This is a genomic window from Lysobacter sp. Root690, assembly GCF_001427785.1.
Classification (GTDB): Bacteria; Pseudomonadota; Gammaproteobacteria; order Xanthomonadales; family Xanthomonadaceae; genus Lysobacter.
The window spans coordinates 445,747-465,204 of sequence record NZ_LMHM01000012.1 but is presented as its reverse complement, the minus strand read 5'-3'; the positions used below and the strand labels follow the sequence as shown (position 1 = coordinate 465,204).

19 protein-coding genes are annotated in these 19,458 nt (G+C 65.4%); 7 read left to right on the top strand and 12 right to left on the bottom strand.

The window, feature by feature from the left end:
- Positions 1 to 19 precede the first annotated feature (19 nt).
- Positions 20 to 1,324: a beta-1,3-glucanase family protein gene (locus tag ASD86_RS09875; protein ID WP_056109907.1), complete on the bottom strand. Its 1,305-nt coding sequence runs from the start codon at positions 1,322 to 1,324 to the stop codon at positions 20 to 22.
- A gap of 669 nt (positions 1,325 to 1,993) precedes the next feature.
- Here ASD86_RS09875 and ASD86_RS09870 point away from each other — a divergent pair.
- Both ASD86_RS09870 and ASD86_RS09865 read left to right on the top strand, forming a co-directional pair.
- Positions 1,994 to 3,577: a Na+/H+ antiporter gene (locus ASD86_RS09870; protein WP_056110677.1), complete on the top strand. Its 1,584-nt coding sequence runs from the start codon at positions 1,994 to 1,996 to the stop codon at positions 3,575 to 3,577.
- A 57-nt stretch (positions 3,578 to 3,634) separates the two neighbouring features.
- Positions 3,635 to 4,156: a hypothetical protein gene (locus tag ASD86_RS09865; RefSeq protein ID WP_056109905.1), complete on the top strand. Its 522-nt coding sequence runs from the start codon at positions 3,635 to 3,637 to the stop codon at positions 4,154 to 4,156.
- Positions 4,157 to 4,179: 23 nt separating this feature from the next.
- Here the strand turns inward: ASD86_RS09865 and ASD86_RS09860 are convergent, their stop codons facing one another.
- Positions 4,180 to 4,728, bottom strand: a complete 549-nt coding sequence (locus ASD86_RS09860; RefSeq protein ID WP_056109903.1) for an AAA family ATPase — start codon at positions 4,726 to 4,728, stop codon at positions 4,180 to 4,182.
- 378 nt (positions 4,729 to 5,106) lie between these two features.
- Between ASD86_RS09860 and ASD86_RS09855 the strand changes: the two genes are divergently transcribed.
- A complete protein-coding gene (locus ASD86_RS09855) occupies positions 5,107 to 5,778 on the top strand; it encodes a glutathione S-transferase family protein (protein ID WP_056109901.1) in 672 nt (223 codons plus the stop codon).
- Positions 5,779 to 5,855: 77 nt separating this feature from the next.
- Here the strand turns inward: ASD86_RS09855 and ASD86_RS09850 are convergent, their stop codons facing one another.
- From ASD86_RS09850 to ASD86_RS09830, 5 genes are all read right to left on the bottom strand, one after another.
- Positions 5,856 to 6,461: a TetR/AcrR family transcriptional regulator gene (locus ASD86_RS09850; protein WP_056109898.1), complete on the bottom strand. Its 606-nt coding sequence runs from the start codon at positions 6,459 to 6,461 to the stop codon at positions 5,856 to 5,858.
- Complete coding sequence (locus tag ASD86_RS09845; RefSeq protein ID WP_056109896.1) at positions 6,461 to 6,955, bottom strand: hypothetical protein; 495 nt, start codon at positions 6,953 to 6,955, stop codon at positions 6,461 to 6,463. Before ASD86_RS09845 ends, ASD86_RS09850 begins: the two co-directional genes overlap by 1 nt.
- A 370-nt stretch (positions 6,956 to 7,325) precedes the next feature.
- Positions 7,326 to 7,967 carry a GNAT family N-acetyltransferase gene (locus ASD86_RS09840; protein WP_056109895.1) on the bottom strand — a complete coding sequence of 214 codons (642 nt, stop codon included), beginning with the start codon at positions 7,965 to 7,967 and terminating at the stop codon, positions 7,326 to 7,328.
- A gap of 140 nt (positions 7,968 to 8,107) precedes the next feature.
- The gene (locus ASD86_RS09835; protein ID WP_162253646.1) at positions 8,108 to 9,631 is read right to left on the bottom strand and encodes an amidase; all 1,524 of its coding nucleotides are present in this window, start codon (positions 9,629 to 9,631) and stop codon (positions 8,108 to 8,110) included.
- A gap of 213 nt (positions 9,632 to 9,844) precedes the next feature.
- On the bottom strand, positions 9,845 to 10,288 hold the full coding sequence (locus tag ASD86_RS09830) for a GNAT family N-acetyltransferase (protein WP_200957226.1): 444 nt from the start codon (positions 10,286 to 10,288) through the stop codon (positions 9,845 to 9,847).
- 313 nt (positions 10,289 to 10,601) lie between these two features.
- On the opposite strand from ASD86_RS09830, the gene ASD86_RS09825 reads away from it, so the two are divergent.
- On the top strand, positions 10,602 to 10,826 hold the full coding sequence (locus tag ASD86_RS09825) for a hypothetical protein (RefSeq protein WP_056109889.1): 225 nt from the start codon (positions 10,602 to 10,604) through the stop codon (positions 10,824 to 10,826).
- 184 nt (positions 10,827 to 11,010) lie between these two features.
- Here ASD86_RS09825 and ASD86_RS09820 read toward each other — a convergent pair whose 3' ends face one another.
- The gene (locus ASD86_RS09820; RefSeq protein WP_235567711.1) at positions 11,011 to 11,958 is read right to left on the bottom strand and encodes a hypothetical protein; all 948 of its coding nucleotides are present in this window, start codon (positions 11,956 to 11,958) and stop codon (positions 11,011 to 11,013) included.
- Positions 11,959 to 11,968: 10 nt separating this feature from the next.
- A complete protein-coding gene (locus ASD86_RS09815; RefSeq protein WP_056109886.1) occupies positions 11,969 to 13,045 on the bottom strand; it encodes a hypothetical protein in 1,077 nt (358 codons plus the stop codon).
- 108 nt (positions 13,046 to 13,153) lie between these two features.
- On the opposite strand from ASD86_RS09815, the gene ASD86_RS09810 reads away from it, so the two are divergent.
- From ASD86_RS09810 to ASD86_RS26580, 3 genes are all read left to right on the top strand, one after another.
- Positions 13,154 to 14,065 (top strand): LysR substrate-binding domain-containing protein, encoded by a 912-nt coding sequence (locus tag ASD86_RS09810; RefSeq protein ID WP_235567710.1) that lies wholly within the window; start codon positions 13,154 to 13,156, stop codon positions 14,063 to 14,065.
- 223 nt (positions 14,066 to 14,288) lie between these two features.
- Complete coding sequence (locus ASD86_RS09805; RefSeq protein WP_082578223.1) at positions 14,289 to 16,517, top strand: TonB-dependent siderophore receptor; 2,229 nt, start codon at positions 14,289 to 14,291, stop codon at positions 16,515 to 16,517.
- 137 nt (positions 16,518 to 16,654) lie between these two features.
- The gene (locus tag ASD86_RS26580; RefSeq protein WP_157476398.1) at positions 16,655 to 16,888 is read left to right on the top strand and encodes a hypothetical protein; all 234 of its coding nucleotides are present in this window, start codon (positions 16,655 to 16,657) and stop codon (positions 16,886 to 16,888) included.
- 144 nt (positions 16,889 to 17,032) lie between these two features.
- Here ASD86_RS26580 and ASD86_RS09800 read toward each other — a convergent pair whose 3' ends face one another.
- The 3 genes from ASD86_RS09800 to ASD86_RS09790 all read right to left on the bottom strand — a co-directional run bounded on the left by ASD86_RS09800 (position 17,033) and on the right by ASD86_RS09790 (position 19,442).
- The gene (locus ASD86_RS09800; protein ID WP_056109881.1) at positions 17,033 to 17,245 is read right to left on the bottom strand and encodes a hypothetical protein; all 213 of its coding nucleotides are present in this window, start codon (positions 17,243 to 17,245) and stop codon (positions 17,033 to 17,035) included.
- A 302-nt stretch (positions 17,246 to 17,547) separates the two neighbouring features.
- The gene (locus tag ASD86_RS09795) at positions 17,548 to 18,498 is read right to left on the bottom strand and encodes a DUF2268 domain-containing putative Zn-dependent protease (RefSeq protein ID WP_056109878.1); all 951 of its coding nucleotides are present in this window, start codon (positions 18,496 to 18,498) and stop codon (positions 17,548 to 17,550) included.
- 137 nt (positions 18,499 to 18,635) lie between these two features.
- The gene (locus ASD86_RS09790; protein WP_056109876.1) at positions 18,636 to 19,442 is read right to left on the bottom strand and encodes a thioesterase family protein; all 807 of its coding nucleotides are present in this window, start codon (positions 19,440 to 19,442) and stop codon (positions 18,636 to 18,638) included.
- Between the last annotated feature and the right edge of the window lie 16 nt (positions 19,443 to 19,458).

Genomic DNA, 19,458 nt, shown 5'->3' with positions numbered 1-19,458 from the left:
CATCGCAACGGCGATTACCTCAGCTGTAGAACTTCCCCAGCACCACACTCACCTGCGTAGCCCCATTGAGCTGCACAGTCGGACTCTGTTCGCACACGTCGTCGTACGGAAATCCATAGGCCAGGCCGTTGCGATTGGCCGCATGCATCTGCGCGGCCCAGGCGTTCCAGGTGCCGCCGACGGGATAGTACGTACCGGCGGCGCTGCGGCCGATGCTGTCGTCGAACAGATAGCCGGGCACGCCGCGGGTGAATGCCGCGGCGACATTCTTGCCGACGTTCAACTGCGCGGCGCTGCCGGTGGCCAGGGCGTTGTCGCATTGCCATACATCGAGCGAGCCGACCTGCACCGTCGACGGCGCGGCGCCGGTCAAGGCGAACGCGAGCGCCGGCGCCGCGGCTTTCCACTCAGCGAGCGTCGGATACTGGCCCTGATAGAAGTTCAACACGCCGGTGTCCGGATCGACCACGCCGGTGTAATACCCGGTCGCGCGATCGTTGACCACCAGCGGCGTGGTTTTCCAATTGCCGTACCAGGTCGATATGGTCGCGTTGAAATAGTCGGTCAGCGCGCCGCTGTAGGTCGGCAGCGCGGTCAGAGTCTTCGGCGATTGCGCGCGCAGGGTGGCGACGTTGGCCGGATACGCCGCGGCCGCCGCGGGGTTCGCCGCGATCAGGCTCGGCGCACCGACGAACGGACCGGGCAAGTTCTGGACGTTCGCCAGCAAGGTATCGCGCGCGATGCCGAGCACGCCTTGCAGACTGCCGCCGGGCGCGCCGTCCAGGCTCAGGCCAAAGCCGAACTGATCGACCTGGGTGGTGTTGCCGTTGAAGTTGCCTTCGCTGTCGTACGAAAACTCGACCCAGTCGAACAAGCACTGGCTGCCGGGCCCCGGATACGGCACCGGCGCGGCATAGCCCGCGGCCTGCGGCGTGAACGGCAAGCGCGGCACGCCGACCGAAATATAGATGCGACCGCTGAAGGCGCTGGTGCCGGTGCCCAGCCCGGGGACCGTGCTGGTGTTGATCTGCGACAGGTCCAGTTGCGTCGCCGGCGCGGTGCGCGACAGCGGGATCGAGTAATCGGCCCACACGGTCGGGTAGTTCGATGCCAGCGCGGCGATCGCGGCGGCGTCGAGCGCACCCGAGCCAGGAAAGCTGCCGGCGGCCTGGGTGTTGTCGGCCTGCGACATCGCATGCGGCACGCCGGACGCGTCGAGGCGGTAATACATGCCCGCGACCAATCCGACGATGTAGGCATACACCGCGACATCGGCGGCGAGATCGGTCTGGGTGGCGTCGAGCGTGAGCGGCACTGCGGTCATGGACGATTCCTCGGTGGCGGGTAGACGCGGTTATCGAACGCGAAGCCGCGGCGCGACCGGACAGGCGGTCGTGGTATCGAGGCGAGGCATCGGAGGGAAACGCGGCAAGCGCCAGGTTGTGAATCCATATCAATCCGCGCGCACCCGCAATGCAGCAGACCCATCGCCGATATCGCGTCGCCCGGCCGCTAGCGTGTCCGACCCCAGCCATCGTATGTCGCCTCCAGCTCTCGCCCGACGAGACGATGCCGCCGAGCAAGGCACGCCTCGCCCAATCGCTCATTCGTCCGGGCAGCCGCTCGCTTCCCATAACTTCCGCAGGTCATATCCCGCTGGGACGATCGTCGCGGTCTGCCTATCCTTCGAGTCGTACACATTCGAGGGGAAGCCATATGCGGTATCGCGACATAGTTCGGGCCGATTTTCCCGGTCTCCCATGACATCGACCGGATCGATCCCCTGCTCGCTGGCCGTCGTCGATGGTTGAAACCTCCGTCGTCGTTTGTACACACGCGGCCTAGCCAAACGCATGCAGTCGGCTTGCGTCACGGCGGTGCATCGAGCGCGCTCACCTCGACGCTACCGCTCATCCCGCCGCGATTGCGTTTCAGCCGCACGTGCCGTGAAATGAGGCTCAGCGCGGCCAGCGCTGCGTCGAAGCAGAGCCTTATGCACCCGACCCAGTTATTCGAGTTGGTGATCGTGATGTTTCTGGCGATCATCGCTCTGCACTATGCGGCCCATCGGCTTGGATTGCCGCCGTCGGTGGGACTGCTCGCCGGAGGCGCGGCGCTCGCCTTCATCCCGGGCCTGCCCACCATCGCGGTGGATCCCGAACTGGTGCTGGTCATTTTCCTGCCGCCGCTGTTGATGGACGGGGCATGGTCGATCGCGCTGGCGCGGCTGCGCCGCCATCTGATCGGGATCGGCTCGCTGGCGGTCGGCGCGGTGCTGTTCACCTGCGTGGTCGTGGCGGTGGTGACCCATCTGCTGTTTCCGTCGTTGCCGTGGGCCGCCTGCGCGGCGCTCGGCGCGATCGTCTCGCCGCCCGACGCGGTGTCCGCGCGCGCCGTGCTGCAACGGGTCAAGCTGCCGCGTCGCCTGCAGATCCTGCTAGAAGGCGAAAGTCTGCTCAACGACGCCAGCGGCCTGGTGCTGTTTCGCTTCGCCGTCGCCGCCGGCGTCACCGGTGCCTTCAGCGCGACCGATGCGGTCGGGAATTTCTTCCTGCTGGCGCTTGGCGGCGTGCTGGTCGGCGCGGCGGTCGGCACGACCTGGGTGCTGTTGGTGCGCCGCCTCGGCGATGAGTATCTGATCATCGCGGCCACGGTGCTGCTGTCGTGGAGCTCGTACCTGCTCGGCGAAATGCTGCACGTGTCTGGCGTCATCGCCACCGTGACCACGGGCCTGATCGCGAGCTGGCACCAGAGCAATGTGCTGTCGGCATCCACCCGCATGCGCGGCACCTCCTTCTGGGAAGTGCTGGTGTTCCTGATGGAGGCGTCGGTGTTCATCCTGATCGGGCTGTCGCTGCGCGGCGTGGTCGAACGCGGCGGCGGCTTCGGCGTGGTGGTGTCGACGATGGGATGGGACATCCTCGCGATCCTCGCCGCGCTCACCCTCGCGCGCTTCGCCTGGGTGTTCGGCTCCGACGCGGCGATCAAGCTTTGCAACGGGTTGGGGCTGCGACGCTACAAGCCCATCGGCGCGCGCGGCTCGACCGTGCTGAGTTGGGCGGGCGTTCGCGGCGTGGTCACCCTGGCGCTGGCGCTGAGCATTCCGCAAGGCTTTCCCGGCCGCGATTTCATCCTGGTCACCTCGTTCGCGGTCATTCTCGTTACCGTGCTGGTGCAGGGCACGACCTTGGGATGGGTGATCCGGTGGGCGAAACTCACCGAGCCGGACGCGGAAAAACCGCGCCTGACCATGAGCCAGGCCGAGGCCGCGATGGCCCAGGTGCAGTTCGCGATCGTCCAGACCCTGGCCTACGACAGCGAAGGCGAACTCATCCATCCCAAACTGCTGGAAAAGTACCAGCGCAAGGCGGTGGCGATCGTCGACTACGCCGAACGCACCGAACACTACGCCCCGTTGATTCATGCCCACTTCGATGTCGTCCTCGAAGCCGTCGCCTGCGGACGCCGCGAACTCATTCGCCTGCATCGCGCCGGCGACATCGACGACGAGACCCTGCACGAACTCGAACGCGATCTGGATCTCGAAGAACTTAGCGCGATGTCGGCCAAGGCCTGACGTCCCGCCAGGATCGTCTGAACGTCCCACCACTCAGCCACCGAACAAGGGCCATCGATGTCTCGCTCCGCCGAATTCGAAGGACGCATCGTTCTCGGCATGATCCAGCACGGCACCGCTGTGTCGGCGCATTTGACCGAGCACGAGCTGATTTTGAGCAAGATCGGAGGACAGCGCGAGACATTGAGTATCTTCCTCCGCCCTTTCAGCCCATCGATGATCCTCGATCTGGATCCGCAACGGATCACGGACGGAGTCTTCTTCGAAGTCAAAGGCACGAAAGTCGGCTCCATCACCCATGGCCCGCTCGGGCATCCGGGCGACGGAGAGTTCGATTTTCGCGACGTGACGTCTTATCGGCTGGACATGAAGTATTTTTTCGAGCGGATCAATGTCGAAATCGGCGGCGCGACCGCGGCTGGAATCGACTGCCTGGACGGCCGGACATGGCGGCCGCCGATGGAATTTTCAGTGCGCTTCGACATTCCAAGGCAAGACATTGCCGAGTTCTTCAAGCTGACCGACCTCGCACGCGACCGCCTGTTGAAGGCGCTCGATCTGGCCGCCAGCGACAGATAGGTTTTGCGGGCTCCGACGGCATGTCAGGTATCGGCGTTCACCGCATCCAGAACGAATGCCAGTCGCTCCCGCACCGACAGTTTGGGGATGGTGCGCAGGTGGTATCCGTCCTCGGCGTACGCGGCCACCGTGGGTTCGAACGACCGCGCCGCGCGCTCGAACGGCGCACGACGCCAGCGATCGCAGACATAGATCTCCGGCCACGGCTCGGCGACAAACACGGAGCCGGCGTAGCGACGGCGCGCCGCTTCAACCGCAAGATCGTTATTGATCTCCAGACCCAGCAGTCGCATATGCGCCTGGCATTCGGGCAGGCCGCGATCGAAGAACACCGGCGGGCGCATCGCTTGCGCCGAATCATGGGCCTGGATATTTCGTACGAGCACTTGCTCCATGAACGCCTGCAGATCGGTCCATGGAAAGAGATTTCCGCCGCACCGCTCTTGTTCTTGCACGATCGTCAAGGCGATTTCGGGGACCACGGAGTAGCCCAGCTCGCCGAGCGCGTTCACGAGCGTCGACTTGCCGGCTCCGGAAGCACCTGTGATTACGTAGAAGCGCTGATCGTCCAAGCTGCCGTCTCTTCGTCTGTTGGGTCTGTAGTCCGCTCTGGCCGCGGACAGCACGGCGACCCGCGATTGTTTCATGGCGCAACCGCGCCAGGATCGGAAGCGCGCCGCGCCAGCTCGCGATCCGGGTCGACGGCGCCCGCCGACGGACGGGTTAGCGCCGGTGACCAGTCAAGTGAAGGATCGCCGTCGATCATGGCCAGACCGCAACCGGCGGAAATAGAGTGGCGGACTCTTGTCGATTCCGAGTCCGGCCATTCGTCGATATAAGCAAGGCAGGCCAGTGTGCCCGCCAACCATTACGCGAAAGACCCGCCCTGTTCGCCAGCGCCCAGCACACCTGTCGCGCGGCCACGACCTCGAATCAACCGGAGACCCCAGATGACCCCGACCATCACCGCATTCGAATCCTCGCCCGACCGCGGCAAGGGACTGGCGCGCGACATGCGCATTCGCTGGACGCTCGAGGAACTCGGGCAGCCTTACCAGGTGCGCACGCTTTCTTTCAGCGACATGAAGCAACCGGCGCATCTGGCGCTGCATCCGTTCGGGCAGATCCCGACCTACGAGGACGGCGATCTGGCGCTGTTCGAATCGGGCGCGATCGTGCTGCATCTCGCCGAGCGCCACCCGGGCCTGCTGCCGAGCGACGCGAACGCGCGCATGCGCGCGATCGCCTGGATGTTCGCCGCGCTCAATACCGTCGAGCCGCCCATCGTCGAACGTTCCATGGCCTGGATTTTAGAGCGCGAGCAGCCCTGGTACGCGCAGCGTCAGGCGATGCTGGACGAGCGCGTGCGCCGGCGGCTCGGCGAGCTTTCCCGCCGCCTCGGCGATGCCGACTGGCTCGACGGCGCTTTCAGCGCGGGCGACCTGTTGATGGTGTCGGTCCTGCTGCGGCTGCAAAGTACCGACATGGTCGCCGAATACCCCAACCTCGCCGCCTTCGTCGCCCGCGCCACCGCGCGGCCGGCCTACCAACGCGCGTTCGAAGCGCAGTTGGCGGTATTCCTGCAGGCGCAGGCCGCGGATGGATCATCGCCGGCGCGTTAATCGTCTCGACAGACGGGACGTCGCGACGACGAGGACAGGTTGTCCCGATATCTCGCCCGCATCGCGTCGATGGGCGGCTAGACCTTTCTTAGACGATCGGTCGCCAGCTTCGCGATCTGCCAGAACACCGACGCATCGCCGACCGCCCGCGCGGACAGCATCGCGCCGTGGATCGACGCCATGAACATCGACGCTTCGGCCGACGGACTGTCGGCCAAGCGCATCGCGCCCTTCGCCTGTCCTTCCAGCATGCTCGACGCGATCCAGGCATGCAGGTCGGTGAAGTGCGCTTTGACTTCATCGGCGACTTCGGCCGGAATCGACGGCAATTCCGCCGCCAGCAGCGCGCAGATGCAGATCGGCGGATTCGAGGCCTGGATGCATTCCGCCCAGAACCGGCTGTAGGCGACGAGGCGCTCGAGCGGATCGATGTCGAGCAGACTCAGCGATTGCAGGCCATTGCGCGTCGCCTCGCGATGAAGCACGACCGTTGCCTTGACCAGATCCGCCTTGGTGGGGAAATGATGGTGGATGCTGGCCTTTCTTACATCGACCAACTCGGCGATGTCGGCGTAGCTGAAGCCGTTGTACCCGCCCTTGGCCAGCAGCTCATTCGTTCGTTGAATGATCTCCAGGGCTTTCGGCGAGTACGGCGCTTGCGGCTGCGATCTGGACGTCGGCATCAACGCTCTGCCTTGGGTTGAACGGATTTTCGCCGGCGCAGCGCGCGTATCTGCAACGCAGCGCCGACGATCAGCGCCAAGAATAGAGCGCCCTGCACGCCGAGCAACAGCGGATCCTTCAGATCGGTCACCAGCGGCTTGCCGACAGGCAGCCTGCGCAGGCTTTCGCTTACCGTCGGGATCATCAGCAGGAACACGCTGAGGCTGAGCGAAGCCGTCTCGACGTACTGGCCGAATCGCCGCGCCACGGACCATTTCGAGATGGCGTAACCCACCAGCAGCGCCACCAGGGTGACGGTCGCGATGATCGAGCTTATGGGCTGATGCGCGATCGGATACACCGTGAGCACGCCCAACAGCATGAACCAGAAATAGGCGCGCCCGGGCCGGCTCTCGGGAACGATCCGCCCGTGCTTGACCAACATATAAACGGCGAGCGGGATGGCGGGGAGGCTTCCAAGGGTGTGGAGCCAGCCGATAGGAGAGATGCCCATGGAGTCGTATCAACGGAAGGAGCGTTAAATCTACCTACCAATAGGTAGGCTGTCAATCGACCCGGCGATAACCGGGTTATCCCGGCTTTAAGGCAAGCAGGTTGGCGTGTCCGGCCCGGGCTTCGCTCGCACGATCCGCTTGCGGGGCGTTCGTCGCCGATCCGAATCCGGCTGCTTCGACGCCCTGTGCCGGGCTGGCAGCGGAGCTTTGAGACTGGATGAGGGAGCTATTCGACCTCATGGCGCAAGCCATGAATGACGGCCGTAACGCAGGAGTGACCGTCCGCTCAAAGTTGAGCGCTGTGCGAGGCGTCCAATGGTTCCAGCGAAAGCGAACACGCTCCGACTTCGGGATCGGCCGCGCGCCGATTCAACTTTCGGGAATGGTGGCCGCGGACAACGGCGCGAGCACGGTCCACCCAAGATTCGCATAGAGGTTGCGACCGTCTTCCGTCGCGACCAGAAGCTGCACAGTCGCAAGCGATTTCCTCGACGCGCCCAGAACGCTCATGACCGCGGCGCCCAAGCCTTTGCGCCGATGCGGCTGCGCGGTTTCGATTCGATCGTAAATAAAGACGTCGGCCGTTTCCGCCGCGCATCCGTTGGCGGCCACATCGCCATCGGGCGCGATGACGCAGGCGCGGGTGACGGCGCCGGTACGATGCAACTCCATCGCATACCCGTCCGGAAGAGACGCCGTGCCAAGACTCGCCACCGACGCGCCCATGAAATAGTTCGCGGGCTGAATCTCCCAGCGTGCCGGCAACGCGCTTCGCAACTCCTCATCGGAGCCGCACAGCTTCAAGTAATGCCGCGGCGCCGTAATGGCGTGTGCGATCTCACGCAAGCCATCGCATGGCTGGGGAAATACCCAGCGCTTCACTTCCTTCTCCGAATGGGTGTCCACTCGGAAGCCACCGCGGTCGAGCACCGGCGGCGGGGAGTTCCGGGCGATGGAGTGGGCCGCCTGCCAGGCGAAAACGAGCTTTGGATCGATGCGGGACTGAGTCATGGCTGATCGTGTACGGCGCTCATATACAACGTAGGGTGCTGCGGCTGCACGTGGCGTGCCGTGACGCCAGACCGCAAACATCGATGACTTCGAACTGGAACATTGCGCCGTATCAAAAGCTGAGACGATGGCCGCGGAGGTTAAGCCCCGAAACCCGGCGGCGCCTGAAAACCGCCAAGCTTCAGTGCGATGAGCCGGGCTACTTCGATGGTGGTCCGATCGCCATATTCCGGACCGATGATCTGCAGGCCGATGGGCAGCCCATCGCGAGACAATCCGGTGGGAAACGCGGTGCTCGGCAAATAGGCGACGGTCGCCAGGCCTACCCAGAAATAATGCTCGTAATGCGAAGTCCGCGCGGTGTCGACAGCGAGAACTCTCTCCAACCTGGGCCGATGATCGTGTTGGCAGGCCGTTGTCGCCGAAATCGGGCAGATCACCACATCCCAATCGTCGAAGAAGGCGCGCCAGCGCAGCCGGTTGGCGGTACGCGCTTCATCGTAATCGCACCAGCTTCGATGATCCAGAACGCGGGCACGCGTCACCACCGCCAACGGCGACTCATCGTTCGCGTCGAGCTTCGCGGCCTCCGCCTGGATGGCGCGATAGTAGTCATCGGGAAGGTTGACGAGTCCGGCCGACCCCAACAGGCTCAGATAGGTGCTGTGCGATTGCCGCGGAGAGATTTCGGGGCGCGCCTGATCGCAGACTACCGCGCCGGCCCAAGCAAGAACGTCTCCGACTTCCTGCACGCGATCGGATATCTCGACACTGAGGGGAACGAAATCCTCCCTCGGCCAGATCGCAACGCGCAAGCCTCGTAACGTGCGCGTCTTCGGCGGTGGAAGCACCAGTTTCCAGGCCGGTGACCGGAACCGGTCAGGACCCGCTACGACGTCCAGCGCCAGCTGCAAGTCTTCCGCGCTTCGGCCCATTGGCCCGACCACATTCAGATCCGGCGCGGATACGACGCCAAGCGGATTGTGGCCGAGCGTAGGAACGATTCCATACGTGGGCTTGTGTCCATACACACCACACAAGTGCGACGGATTGCGGATCGATCCACCGATATCGGAAGCAAATTCCAGGCCGGTCAAGCCGGCCGCGAGCGCGGCGGCCGATCCGCCCGAGGATCCGCCCGGCGACCGCTGCGTGTCCCAGGGGCTGTTGGTGGTTCCGTAGATGTCGTTGTAGCTCTGCCAGTCCGCGAGTCGCAGCGGGACGTTGGTTTTGCCCATGAAATGAGCGCCGGCGGCCTTCAGTTGCTCGACCACCGTCGCGTCGTTCACGGCGAGGTGGTCGCGTTGCTCCGGCACGCCCCAGGTAGTCGGCAATCCGGAAACGTCGAAGGCTTCCTTGATCGTCATCGGCACGCCGTGCAGCGATCCCAGCCGGTGCCCCCGGGCCAGCGACTCATCCGCCGACTTCGCCGCTTCCAGTGCGCGTTCGAAATCCCTCACCACGACCGCATTGAGCGTCTTATCGAAGTGCTCGATGCGCTGGATGTAGTACTGGGTGAGTTCGAGCGAGCTGATTTGTTTTCGCTGAATCAGTTGCGCCAGGTCGGTCGCCGACGAGAAAGCCAGCTCTCCGGAAGGGGCGCGCAATGAAGCTGCCGGGCCGCCTGACGCCCCAGGAAGCTCACGCCTGGAAATCGGATTCATGATGGCCCTGGCTGTAGGTCGGCGGTCTTCCATCAAGGGGGGGCGCGCTTGATTCTTGCTGGTCCTGCGACACCGGAATTCTAGTGGAAATACGAGTGGCCGCCATCGGCCGCAAGCAGGCATCGACAGCACGGCAGCGACCGCCAATCAAAGCCCGTTACTCGATGCCCGGATCAAGCCACGCAGCGCAACCGCATGGACGTGAGTGAACGTTCAGACACCACTCGCCAACTCCGATTCGATATACCCGTTCGCGAACGCCCACTGCGGATCGTCGTACTTCGCCATCGCGGTGGTCATCGGGCGATATCCCAGGCGCGCATAGAAATCCTCTTTTCCGGGCACCGACTGCAGCATGACATTGCGCGCTCCCGCTCCGGACGCGAGCGCCTCGACCATCATTTTTCCCAGGCCCTTGCCTTGGCAATCCGGATCGACGACCACATCGAAGATGATTGTCCAGCTGACTTTGTCGGTGAGTGCGCGTCCGGCGGCCACCAGCCGATCGCCGTCGTAGGCGAACAACGCGATCTGGCTGTTGCGGAAGACCTGTTCGAGTGTGGCGGCGCTGCGTGCGCCGAGGGGCGCGCGGACGAACAGATCTTCAAGGCCGGTCCAGTCGACCGACTCGATTGATTGGGAGATCGAAATAGCCAATAGCGGCTCCATCACGGATTGGATCGGGTCGCCTAGCTGCGAGGCGGCGACGGTGATGCGTATTGTCGCAGACACGAATCCGGCGATGCCGATAGATTCAGGCGTCGATCGGCGCCGGACGCATGGAGGGCGAACGGCAATCGTCGAGGCGGGTTTGCCTGGATGATGGAAGCCAAATCGAAACCATGTCGGCTTTCGTGAGGCCGGTCGCCTTTCGCGGGGTCTGCATGGTGCGCCGCGTAATGCAAACGCGCGGTGGAAGCATCACCCTCGCTTGGTCGACGATGAGTCGACGACATCGAAGGAGAGATGCATGAACAGCAAGAAGCTGGGTCTGGCGGCGCTCATGTTCATTGCCGTCGCGAGCGGACCGATATCCGCGAAAGGAGGCTATCTGCCGGCTCCTGGCGAAGTACGCACCTATTACCAGAACGGGGTCGAAGTCGGCCGAGCCGTCCACAACCCATGCACCGGCCAGATCAGCATCCAGGGCACGGTAACGCCCGATTACATCGGCTCGTTCACCGTCAGCTGCTGATGCTGTGACGGTTTGGGTGAGGCCAGGCCCGCGGAACGGCCGCGGGTATCGCTGTCGCCATGCTCATTGCGCTGCTGCACGCCGACAAGGGTGCAGCAGTGCAACCTCATCTAGACCGGATAGAAACAAGATCGCGCCAGCGGACGTCTTCCCGCAGCGGACTCGACCTCGACGACACGCTCGGCTACCGCTTCGATTTATCCGTAGCCGCAACCGCATCGAGCGCGTAGTCGACCAGATACAAGCCCATTTCAGCCGCGCCGTCGCGTCGGGTGGAAACGGTGAAGCGTCCACGTTGCGACCAATCCAACATCGGGCCATAGGTATCGTGTTCGCGATTGTTCACCGTGTCGGGCAAACGCTCGCCGGTATCGTAACGGCCGTTGCGCACGCGGCTGACGAACAGATCTGCGCGATCCTTGCTGAAATCCTTGGCGCGGCCGAATACCACGGTGGCGCCGTCGGCGAGAAAGGTCGGATCGAATTCGTGGCCCGCGGTATTGAGCAGGCCCGGCAGAGGTTGCGCGACGCCGAAGCCGGCATCGCCGCGCTCGGCCAGGTACAGATCCTGACCGCCGGCACCGCCGCTGCGATCGCTGGAAAACAGCAGCCGGGTTCCGTCGGGCGACAGCATCGGCGCGAATTCCTTGCCGGCGCTGTTGACCGCGGCGCCGAGGTGCTCGACCGCGCCGAAGCCCTGCGCGGTCACCGCCACACGATAGACATCGTCGTCGCCCACGCCGCCGGGCCGATTGGAACTGAAATACACATAGCGGCCATCGGCCGAGAATGCTGGATCGAAATCGCGGTCGGGCGTGTTGAACGACACCGGCGTCGAGTCGGTCCAGCGCGCGCCGTCGCGTCGCGACATCCAGATGTCGTAGCTGCCCGCGCCGCCCGGCCGGTTGCGGCTGAACCACAGCGCGGTGTTGCCGTCCGGGCTCAGGGTCAGGCGGATCCTGGCGAACTGGCCCGGCGCGATGGCCGGCGCGAACGGTGTCGCCTCGCCGAGGATTCGCAAGCCACCGGCATGTGATCGCGCGCCGTCCGCCGCGGCGCAATCCCAGATCGAAGTCGCCGCCATCAACGCGATGACGAACGCGGAACAATGCGGCAAGTACGAACGTGACATGGCCGGTCTCCTAGTCGATACGCTCAAAGGTGCTGATCCAGTTGGTTTCCCAGGTCGCGCCGCCATCCGCGGAGGCGGCCTGTTCCCAGCGCGCCGAGCGCGCGGTGATCTGCGACCACACCACGCGGGTAATGATGGCCTTGCCGTCGTGCGTATCCTCACCGAGCAAGGTACCGACGCCGTCGACGAAACGCCCACGCAGCGGTGCGCCGATGCGGGTGGGATCGCGGCCATCGAGCCACCAGCTCAGCCACTGCCGGCTGTCGGGATCGTACTGGCGCAGGCCGATGCCGCGCACCTCGCCGCCCGGAAACCGCATCAGGTTGTCGCCGACATTGCCGTGGCCGCCCAGCACCGGCCAGTTCGCCAGCGTGCCGTCGAAAACGTCCCAATCGTCGCTGCCGATCAGGCGCTTGCGCAGCCGCCGATGCTGCACCTGCCAGCGGCCGACCAGAAACGCCCAGTCGTCCGGCGCATCCGCGAGCGGCGGCAACGGCTTGGGCGTCGCGTCGGTGCGGGTGAACCAGTTGCGCCAGTTGACCTCCCAGGTGGCGCCGTCGTCCGCGGAAAACGCCTGCTCCCACCACGGACGCCGGCCGTGGATCGCGCGCCAGGTGAAGCGCATGACGATCGGCTTGCCGCGCAGCGTGTCGCGGCCGGAAAAGCGGCCGCTGTCGCCGTCGAACTTGCCGCGCACCGGCGGATCGATGTGGCCGGGCTTGCGTCCGTCCAGCCACCAGATCGCCCACGTGTCGCTCGCCGCATCGAAGGCGCGGATGCCCAGACCGCGGTAGCGATCGCCGGGCAAGTCGACGAGGTTGTCGTCGATGGTGCCCAGCCCGCCCAGGGTCGACCAGACCGCGCTGTTGCCGCCGAACTCCTGCCAGTCGTCGCTGCCGGCCAGGCGCTCGCGCAGGCGGCGGTGGCGCACGTCCCAACTGCCGATCAGCCAGTCCCAATCGTGCGCGCGGCTTGCGGGCCGGTGCGCGGGATCGATCGGGGTACGGGCCAGCACGGCCGACAGCGGCAACGCGGCCGCCGCCGCTCCGCTCCATAGATACCAGCGCAGAAAATCACGTCGCAGCATGTTCGCAGTCCCGATGGGCGGTAGCCGATGGTGGCAAACCGCCGCGGCGGTTGACCATCCGATTGCGAGCCCGCAGGCTAAGCCACGCTTATGGTCGACACCCCTCGCATGCCGTCCCTGATCGCGATCCGCGCCTTCGAAGCGGCGGCGCGCCTGGGCAGTTTCGCCAAGGCCGCGCAGGAGCTCGACACCACCTCCGCGTCGGTCAGCTATCACGTGCGCCGGCTCGAGGATCAGGTCGGCGTGCGGCTGTTCGTGCGTCACCCGCAGCGGGTGACCTTGACCGCGCCGGGCGAGGTCATGGCCGCGGAAGCGACCAAGGCGTTCGCCGCGTTGCGCGCCAGTTTCATCCGCGCGGTCGAGACCGATCGCTCGCAACTGAGCCTGACCGCGCTGCCGAGCTTCGGCACCAGTTGGCTGACGCCGCGATTGGGACGCTTCCGCGCGCGCCATCCGGACATCTCGTTGGAGCTGGATCTGTCGGCCGAGGCGCAGGACCTCAGCGCGGGCAAGTTCGACGCCGCCATCCGCAACGGTCACGGCCAATGGGCCGGGCTGCACACCGCCGAGCTGTTTCCGAGCGTGTTCATGCCGCTGTGCGCGCCGGCCTTGCGCGCGGCCGCGGCCGCCATCGCCGATCCGCGCGAACCCTTGCGCGTGCCGCTGCTGGGCCGGTCCGACTGGTGGCAGCTGTGGTATCAGGCGCGCGGCTTTGCGAACGTCGATCTGCACGGCCGGTTCGGCACTCATCTTTCCGCCGAATATCTCGACATCGCCGCCGCCATCGCCGGCCACGGCATCGCGATCGGCTCGCCGATCCTGTTCCATCACGCGCTGCAATCCGGCGAACTCGTCCCCGCCCACGACTTCGTCGCCAGCGACGGCCGCGCGTTCTGGTTCACCTGCCCGGCCGGTCGCCAGCACAGCGCGAAGATCGTCAAATTCCGCGAATGGGTCGGCGATGAGGCGGCCGCGGCACGACATGCGGCGCGGCATTTTCTGGCTGCGTTGCATCGGTGATGCGCGCGTCGCCAACACCGTCGCCGGCAACGGTGTAGCCGCCAGATCGCCTTCGATGCACGCGCTCCGGATGCACGCGCCGCGCCCTGTCCCGCCCGGCTTCGGTTTGAGAACCTCCGCCAGCGCCCTATAATCGCCGCTCGCCGGGCCACACGCCGCGCGACCACCACCGCACCCTCAAGCCGACGCCAGAGGAATTCACCCCTTTCTGGAAGCGCTTGTCATGCCGGTTTCTATTGCTCCGCGGTTGTCCCATCCCCTGTCCGCGTCCCAGCCGAACGGCCTGGGTTTGACCCGGCTCACTCTGTGCCGCGCGCTTGCGATCGGCCTGTTGGGATGGGGCGGCATCGGTGGCGCCAGCGCGCAGACGAAGCCCGATAGCAAAACCTCGCCGCAAACTTCGCGCGATCCGCAGACGCTGGAAACCGTCGAGGTCACCGCCAACCAGCTCGGCACCGTCACCGAAGGCAGCGGCGCCTACACGCCCGGCACGATCGCCACGGCCACGCGCCTGGTGCTGACGCCGCGGCAGACCCCGCAGTCGATCAGCGTGATCACCCGCCAGGAGATGGACGACTTCGGCCTGACCGGGATCGACGACGTCATGCGCGTCACCCCGGGCCTGAGCATCGTCACCTACGACAGCGAACGCACCGAGTACTACGCGCGCGGCTTCGCGGTGCAGAACTTCCAGTACGACGGCATCCCGATGCAACGCGATTCGGCCTATTCGGCCGGCAACACGCTGAGCGACATGGCGATCTACGACCGCGTCGAAGTGCTCAAGGGCGCGACCGGGCTGCTGACCGGCATGGGCGATCCCGGCGCGACCATCAACCTGATTCGCAAGAAGCCCTCGCGCGACGCCGTGCGCGGCAGCGCCACGCTCGGCGCCGGCTCGTGGGACGACTACCGCGCCGAGATCGACGTCGGCGGCCCGCTGAGCGACGACGGCCGCGTGCGCGGCCGCGCGGTCGCCGCGTTCCAGGACGGACACACCCACAGCGATCATTACCAGCGCAGCACCCAGGTGCTGTACGGCATCATCGAGGCCGACCTGGGCGAATCCACCTTGCTGACCGTCGGCGCCGACGCGCAGGACAGCGATCCGAAGGGCTCGAGCTGGGGCGGGATCCCGCTGCTCGACAGCAACGGCGACTTCAACGACAAGCCGCGTTCGTTCAACAACGGCGCGCGCTGGAGCCATTGGCGCCAGTACACGCGCACCGGTTTCGCGACCCTGGAGCATCGGTTCGGCAACGACTGGATCGCCAAGCTGCAACTCAACCATCAGGTCAACGGCTACGACGCCGCGCTCGGCGCCGCCGCGTCCGGCAATCCCGATCCGGTCACCGGCGCGGGCGTCGGCCTGTGGCTCGGCCAGTACATCGGCAAGACCGTCAGCAACGCCGCCGACGTGTACGTCAGCGGCCGCTTCGGCTGGTTCGGCCGCGAGCACGAACTGGTGGTCGGCGGCAGCCTGTCGCGCAAGCGCTGGACCAACACCGGTTACTTCGCGCCGGCCGACTATCCGACCGACGTGCCCGATTACCGCGCATGGAACGGCGATATCCCCGAGCCGGCCTGGCAACGCGGCTTCGGCGACAACGTGGTAACCCGCGAGAACGGCGCCTACATCGTCGGCCGTTTCGATCTGGCCGACCCGCTCAAGCTCATCGTCGGCAGCCGCATCGCCAGCTACAAGTCGCTCGACATCGACAAGAGCGGCGTGGTGGTTCCGTACGCCGGCGTGGTCTACGACTTGAACCGGAATTTCTCCGCGTTCGCCAGCTACAGCACCATCTTCAAGCCGCAGAGCTATCAGGACGAACGCGGCCGCGTCCTGGATCCGCTGGAAGGACAGAACTACGAAGTCGGGCTGAAGGGCGAGTTCTATGATGGCCGCCTCAACGCCAGTGCGGCGGTGTTCCAGCTCGATCAGGACAACTACCCTGATCCGACCGGCGGACGCACGCCGTCGGGCGGCATCGCCTACCGCGCCCTGCCCGGCGTGCGCACCAAGGGCTACGAGCTGGAAGTCTCCGGCCAGTTGCTGCCGGGTTGGCAGATCCAGGCCGGTTACGCGCATAAACTCGCGCGCCAGGCCGGCGCCAAGGTGTCGACCCTGGAACCGGAAGACCAATTCAGCATTCACACCAGCTACCGCCTGCGCGGCGGCCTCGAAGGTTGGACCGTCGGCGGCGGCGCGCGCTGGCAGAACCAGACCTTCGGCCCGATCCCGCATCCGCTGCTCGGCACCGTCGAACATCGCACCCAGCCGTACTGGTTGCTCGACCTGATGACCCGCTACGAGATCAACGACAAGCTGTCGGCGACGCTCAACGTCAGCAACCTGCTCGACAAGCGCTACTACACGATCTTCAGCTACTACAGCACCTACACCTGGGGCGAGCCGCGCAATGTGCGCGTGGCACTGACCTATCGGTTCTGACGAAGTTCGCGGCGAAATCTATCGAAGATCATCGGGAAGCAGCCGGAACTTTCCCGCAACCCCGTCACTCCGACTTGTACCAGGCCCCTGCCGCTGCAACCGCGGCAGATCGGCTGAACACAGCAGGAGCCAAGGATGTGAGCGAGCGAACGACCACTAAGCGGATCTGGTTTACGGCATCGGGCATCAGCCGCGATGGCTCGGTGAAACATTTTGCGGTGTCGCGCAAGGCAGGCGCGATCTACATCCGCGACTTCAGCGGCAAGGAGCATCGCTGCAACCTGCCCACCCCCAGCATCGCCGCTGTTCGGCGCCTGATCGCCTCGCTGTTCAACGTGAGAATCAGCGGCGTGGTGATGCAGCCGGCGTAGACGTCGCGCCGAGGCATACGTTGCTGACGACCGCGCCGTCACAGGCTTGCATTTGCGGCGGGCACCGATCCGAACGCCGAAACCAAAGCGCCCCATCCGTTCGGATGAGGCGCGTGCGTCGGCTACTGCAGTGGCGATCGGCGATCAGGGAATGATGCAGCCGCAATTGCGATAGCAGTGGTAGTACGTAACGTCCGTATAGCATTCGTCGCCGCCGCCGTTGGCGAGGCACTGATTGATCGCATTGGTCTGGCAGCGCGAGAAACAGCCGGAATTGCAGGCCGCGAACGCGGTGGTGGCGAAGCTCAGGCCGAATACGAACGCGCACAGCGTCATCAGCTTGGTGGTGCGGATCATGCGTCTCTCTCCTTGAGGCCCAGGATCGGGCGCAGGCAGCCTAGCATCGGTGCTGCGTCGCGCAAGAAAGCGATTCCGCACCTGCGTCGCAAAAAAACCGGTTGCGTGTTCGCACTAACGCGATCGAAGCGTCTCGTCGACGATCATGGCGGCGACACGATCGATCAACCGCGCCGGCCCGTCATCGAAATCCGGAACCGCCACCTACATCGGTATGGACTACCGCGATGGCACGCGGATCAAGGCTTCGCGCAGCCGTCGAATGCCCACTCACCGCGCGCCGCCATCGATCCTGTCGCGGTTCAATCCGCGGCGTCGATGGTCTCCGGCAACGTCATGCCCGGCGTCCAGCCGCTTTTCGCCAGGAAGGCCTTCGGATCGTCGAGTTCGATGATGTCCTTCAGCGCGGCCTTGCGATCCTTCGCCTGCAGGTAATACGCCTTGACGATGCGATAGCCGACCCAGTAACCCATGTCGTAGGGCTCGTCCGAACCGATGTGGTAGTCGTAGAACCAAGCGGTCAGATCGGTGCCGTCCATGGCGCGCACGAACGCGGATTCGATCTCGAGTTCCTTGCCGCGCGTCCACCCCGCATGCTTCGCGTTGGCGACCTTGCCGGAGATCAATTCGCCGATGAATTCAGCGGCGCCTTCGGCCAGCGCGAACCGCAGCACGGTGCCCCTCGGATCGCCCTTCTCGAACTCGGTGTCGATCGTCTGCTGGATGTGGGCGTATTCGTGGGCGATGACATGGACGAAACGGTCTTCCACGTCCGGATTCATGAACTCCGCGGCGCACAGGGCTTCCAGGCCGATGGTGACGCCGGCCGGGTTGGTGATGCCGACCGGCCGGCCGCGACCGACCACGATCGCGACCGGTGGGAACCGCGCCTGCGGGTACAAGGCCGCGAGCCGGTCGAACGATACGACGAGGCGTTTTTTAACCGCCGGCAGCGCCGCGAGGCAGTCCTTGGCTTTCGCGTACATGGCCGGATCGCTGGCCAGGCGATCGGCGATGCGCTGCGCGGTGACACGGCGGAGCTTGGCGAATTCGTGCAGGCTCTGGGTGCCGCCGGCGAGATAGTCCTGCTCGATCTGCTGCACGCTCGGCTTGCCCTCGGTGGCGTCGTACAGCGCGTAGAAACGGGTGACATCGTCGATGCGGATGTCCGGGCCTTGCACTTTGCCCGCATGGGCGGCGGCGCAAGCCGCAAGTGCGGCGAGGAAAATCGTCAGACGCAACAGTGTCGGCATGGTGTCGAACCTGGAGTGGATGGGGTGGCGGCGCATGGGTCGCGATACCGTGGAAACTGACGGCCCGGCTACATCACGCGATGCCGGCATGAGGATTTCGTTTTTGACTTGCATCCGCCGCGAAACAGAATCTGGGCTTACCGGCCGCGAGGCCGGAGGGTGAGGCATTGCGACATCGCGCCGATCGGGCCATGGCTGTCGTGAAGAATGCTGTGAGTCAGGCCGATGCCGTTGGCGCCGAAACTGACGCTGGTATCGAGTCCCAGCCACTCGCCGCGCGGCGGTGCGAACATATGCGCGGTGAGATCGAGGTTCGGAAACACCACTTCGTCGGTCGAGGCGCGCGGGGTGATGCCGTTGGCGATATCGATCATGCCCAGCACGCGCGCGCTGGCGCTGACCTGCTCGCCCGCGATCAGTGAACACGCGGTGCGCAGCCAATACGCCGCGCGTCCGGGTTCGATCTGGGCGCGACGCACCTCGACGCTGCGGACGAAGCCGCCCGGCCATACGCTGCCCGGTTCCCATACCGGCATGGTCTCGACCGGCGCGATCCGCGGCAGCGTGCTGCCGGCCCAGGCCGCGGTGTCGTAGTCCTGCATCAACCACGCCCGCAGGATCACCGCGACCCGGCCCGCGTGGCTCAGGCGCGCTTCGACCAGTTCGATGGTGCGGCCGGGCCGCAGCACGGCCACGTCGATATCGACGACATCGATCGGCAGAACCCCGAGGATGTCGTAGGACAGGCGCGCGAGCCGCAGCCCGTCGTCGCGTCGCGCATCGCGATCGGCCTCGACCGCGTGGGCGAGCAAGCCGAATGCGGGCGCGATGTGCTGCTCGGCGGGGTTCCAGCCGCCGCCGACCTGTTCGGTCGCGCGGAAACTGTTGGTATCGACTCGCTCGAAATACGCCGCCGTTGACGGCTGGCCTTGCGGATGCGGCATCTGCGGTTCTCTGCTG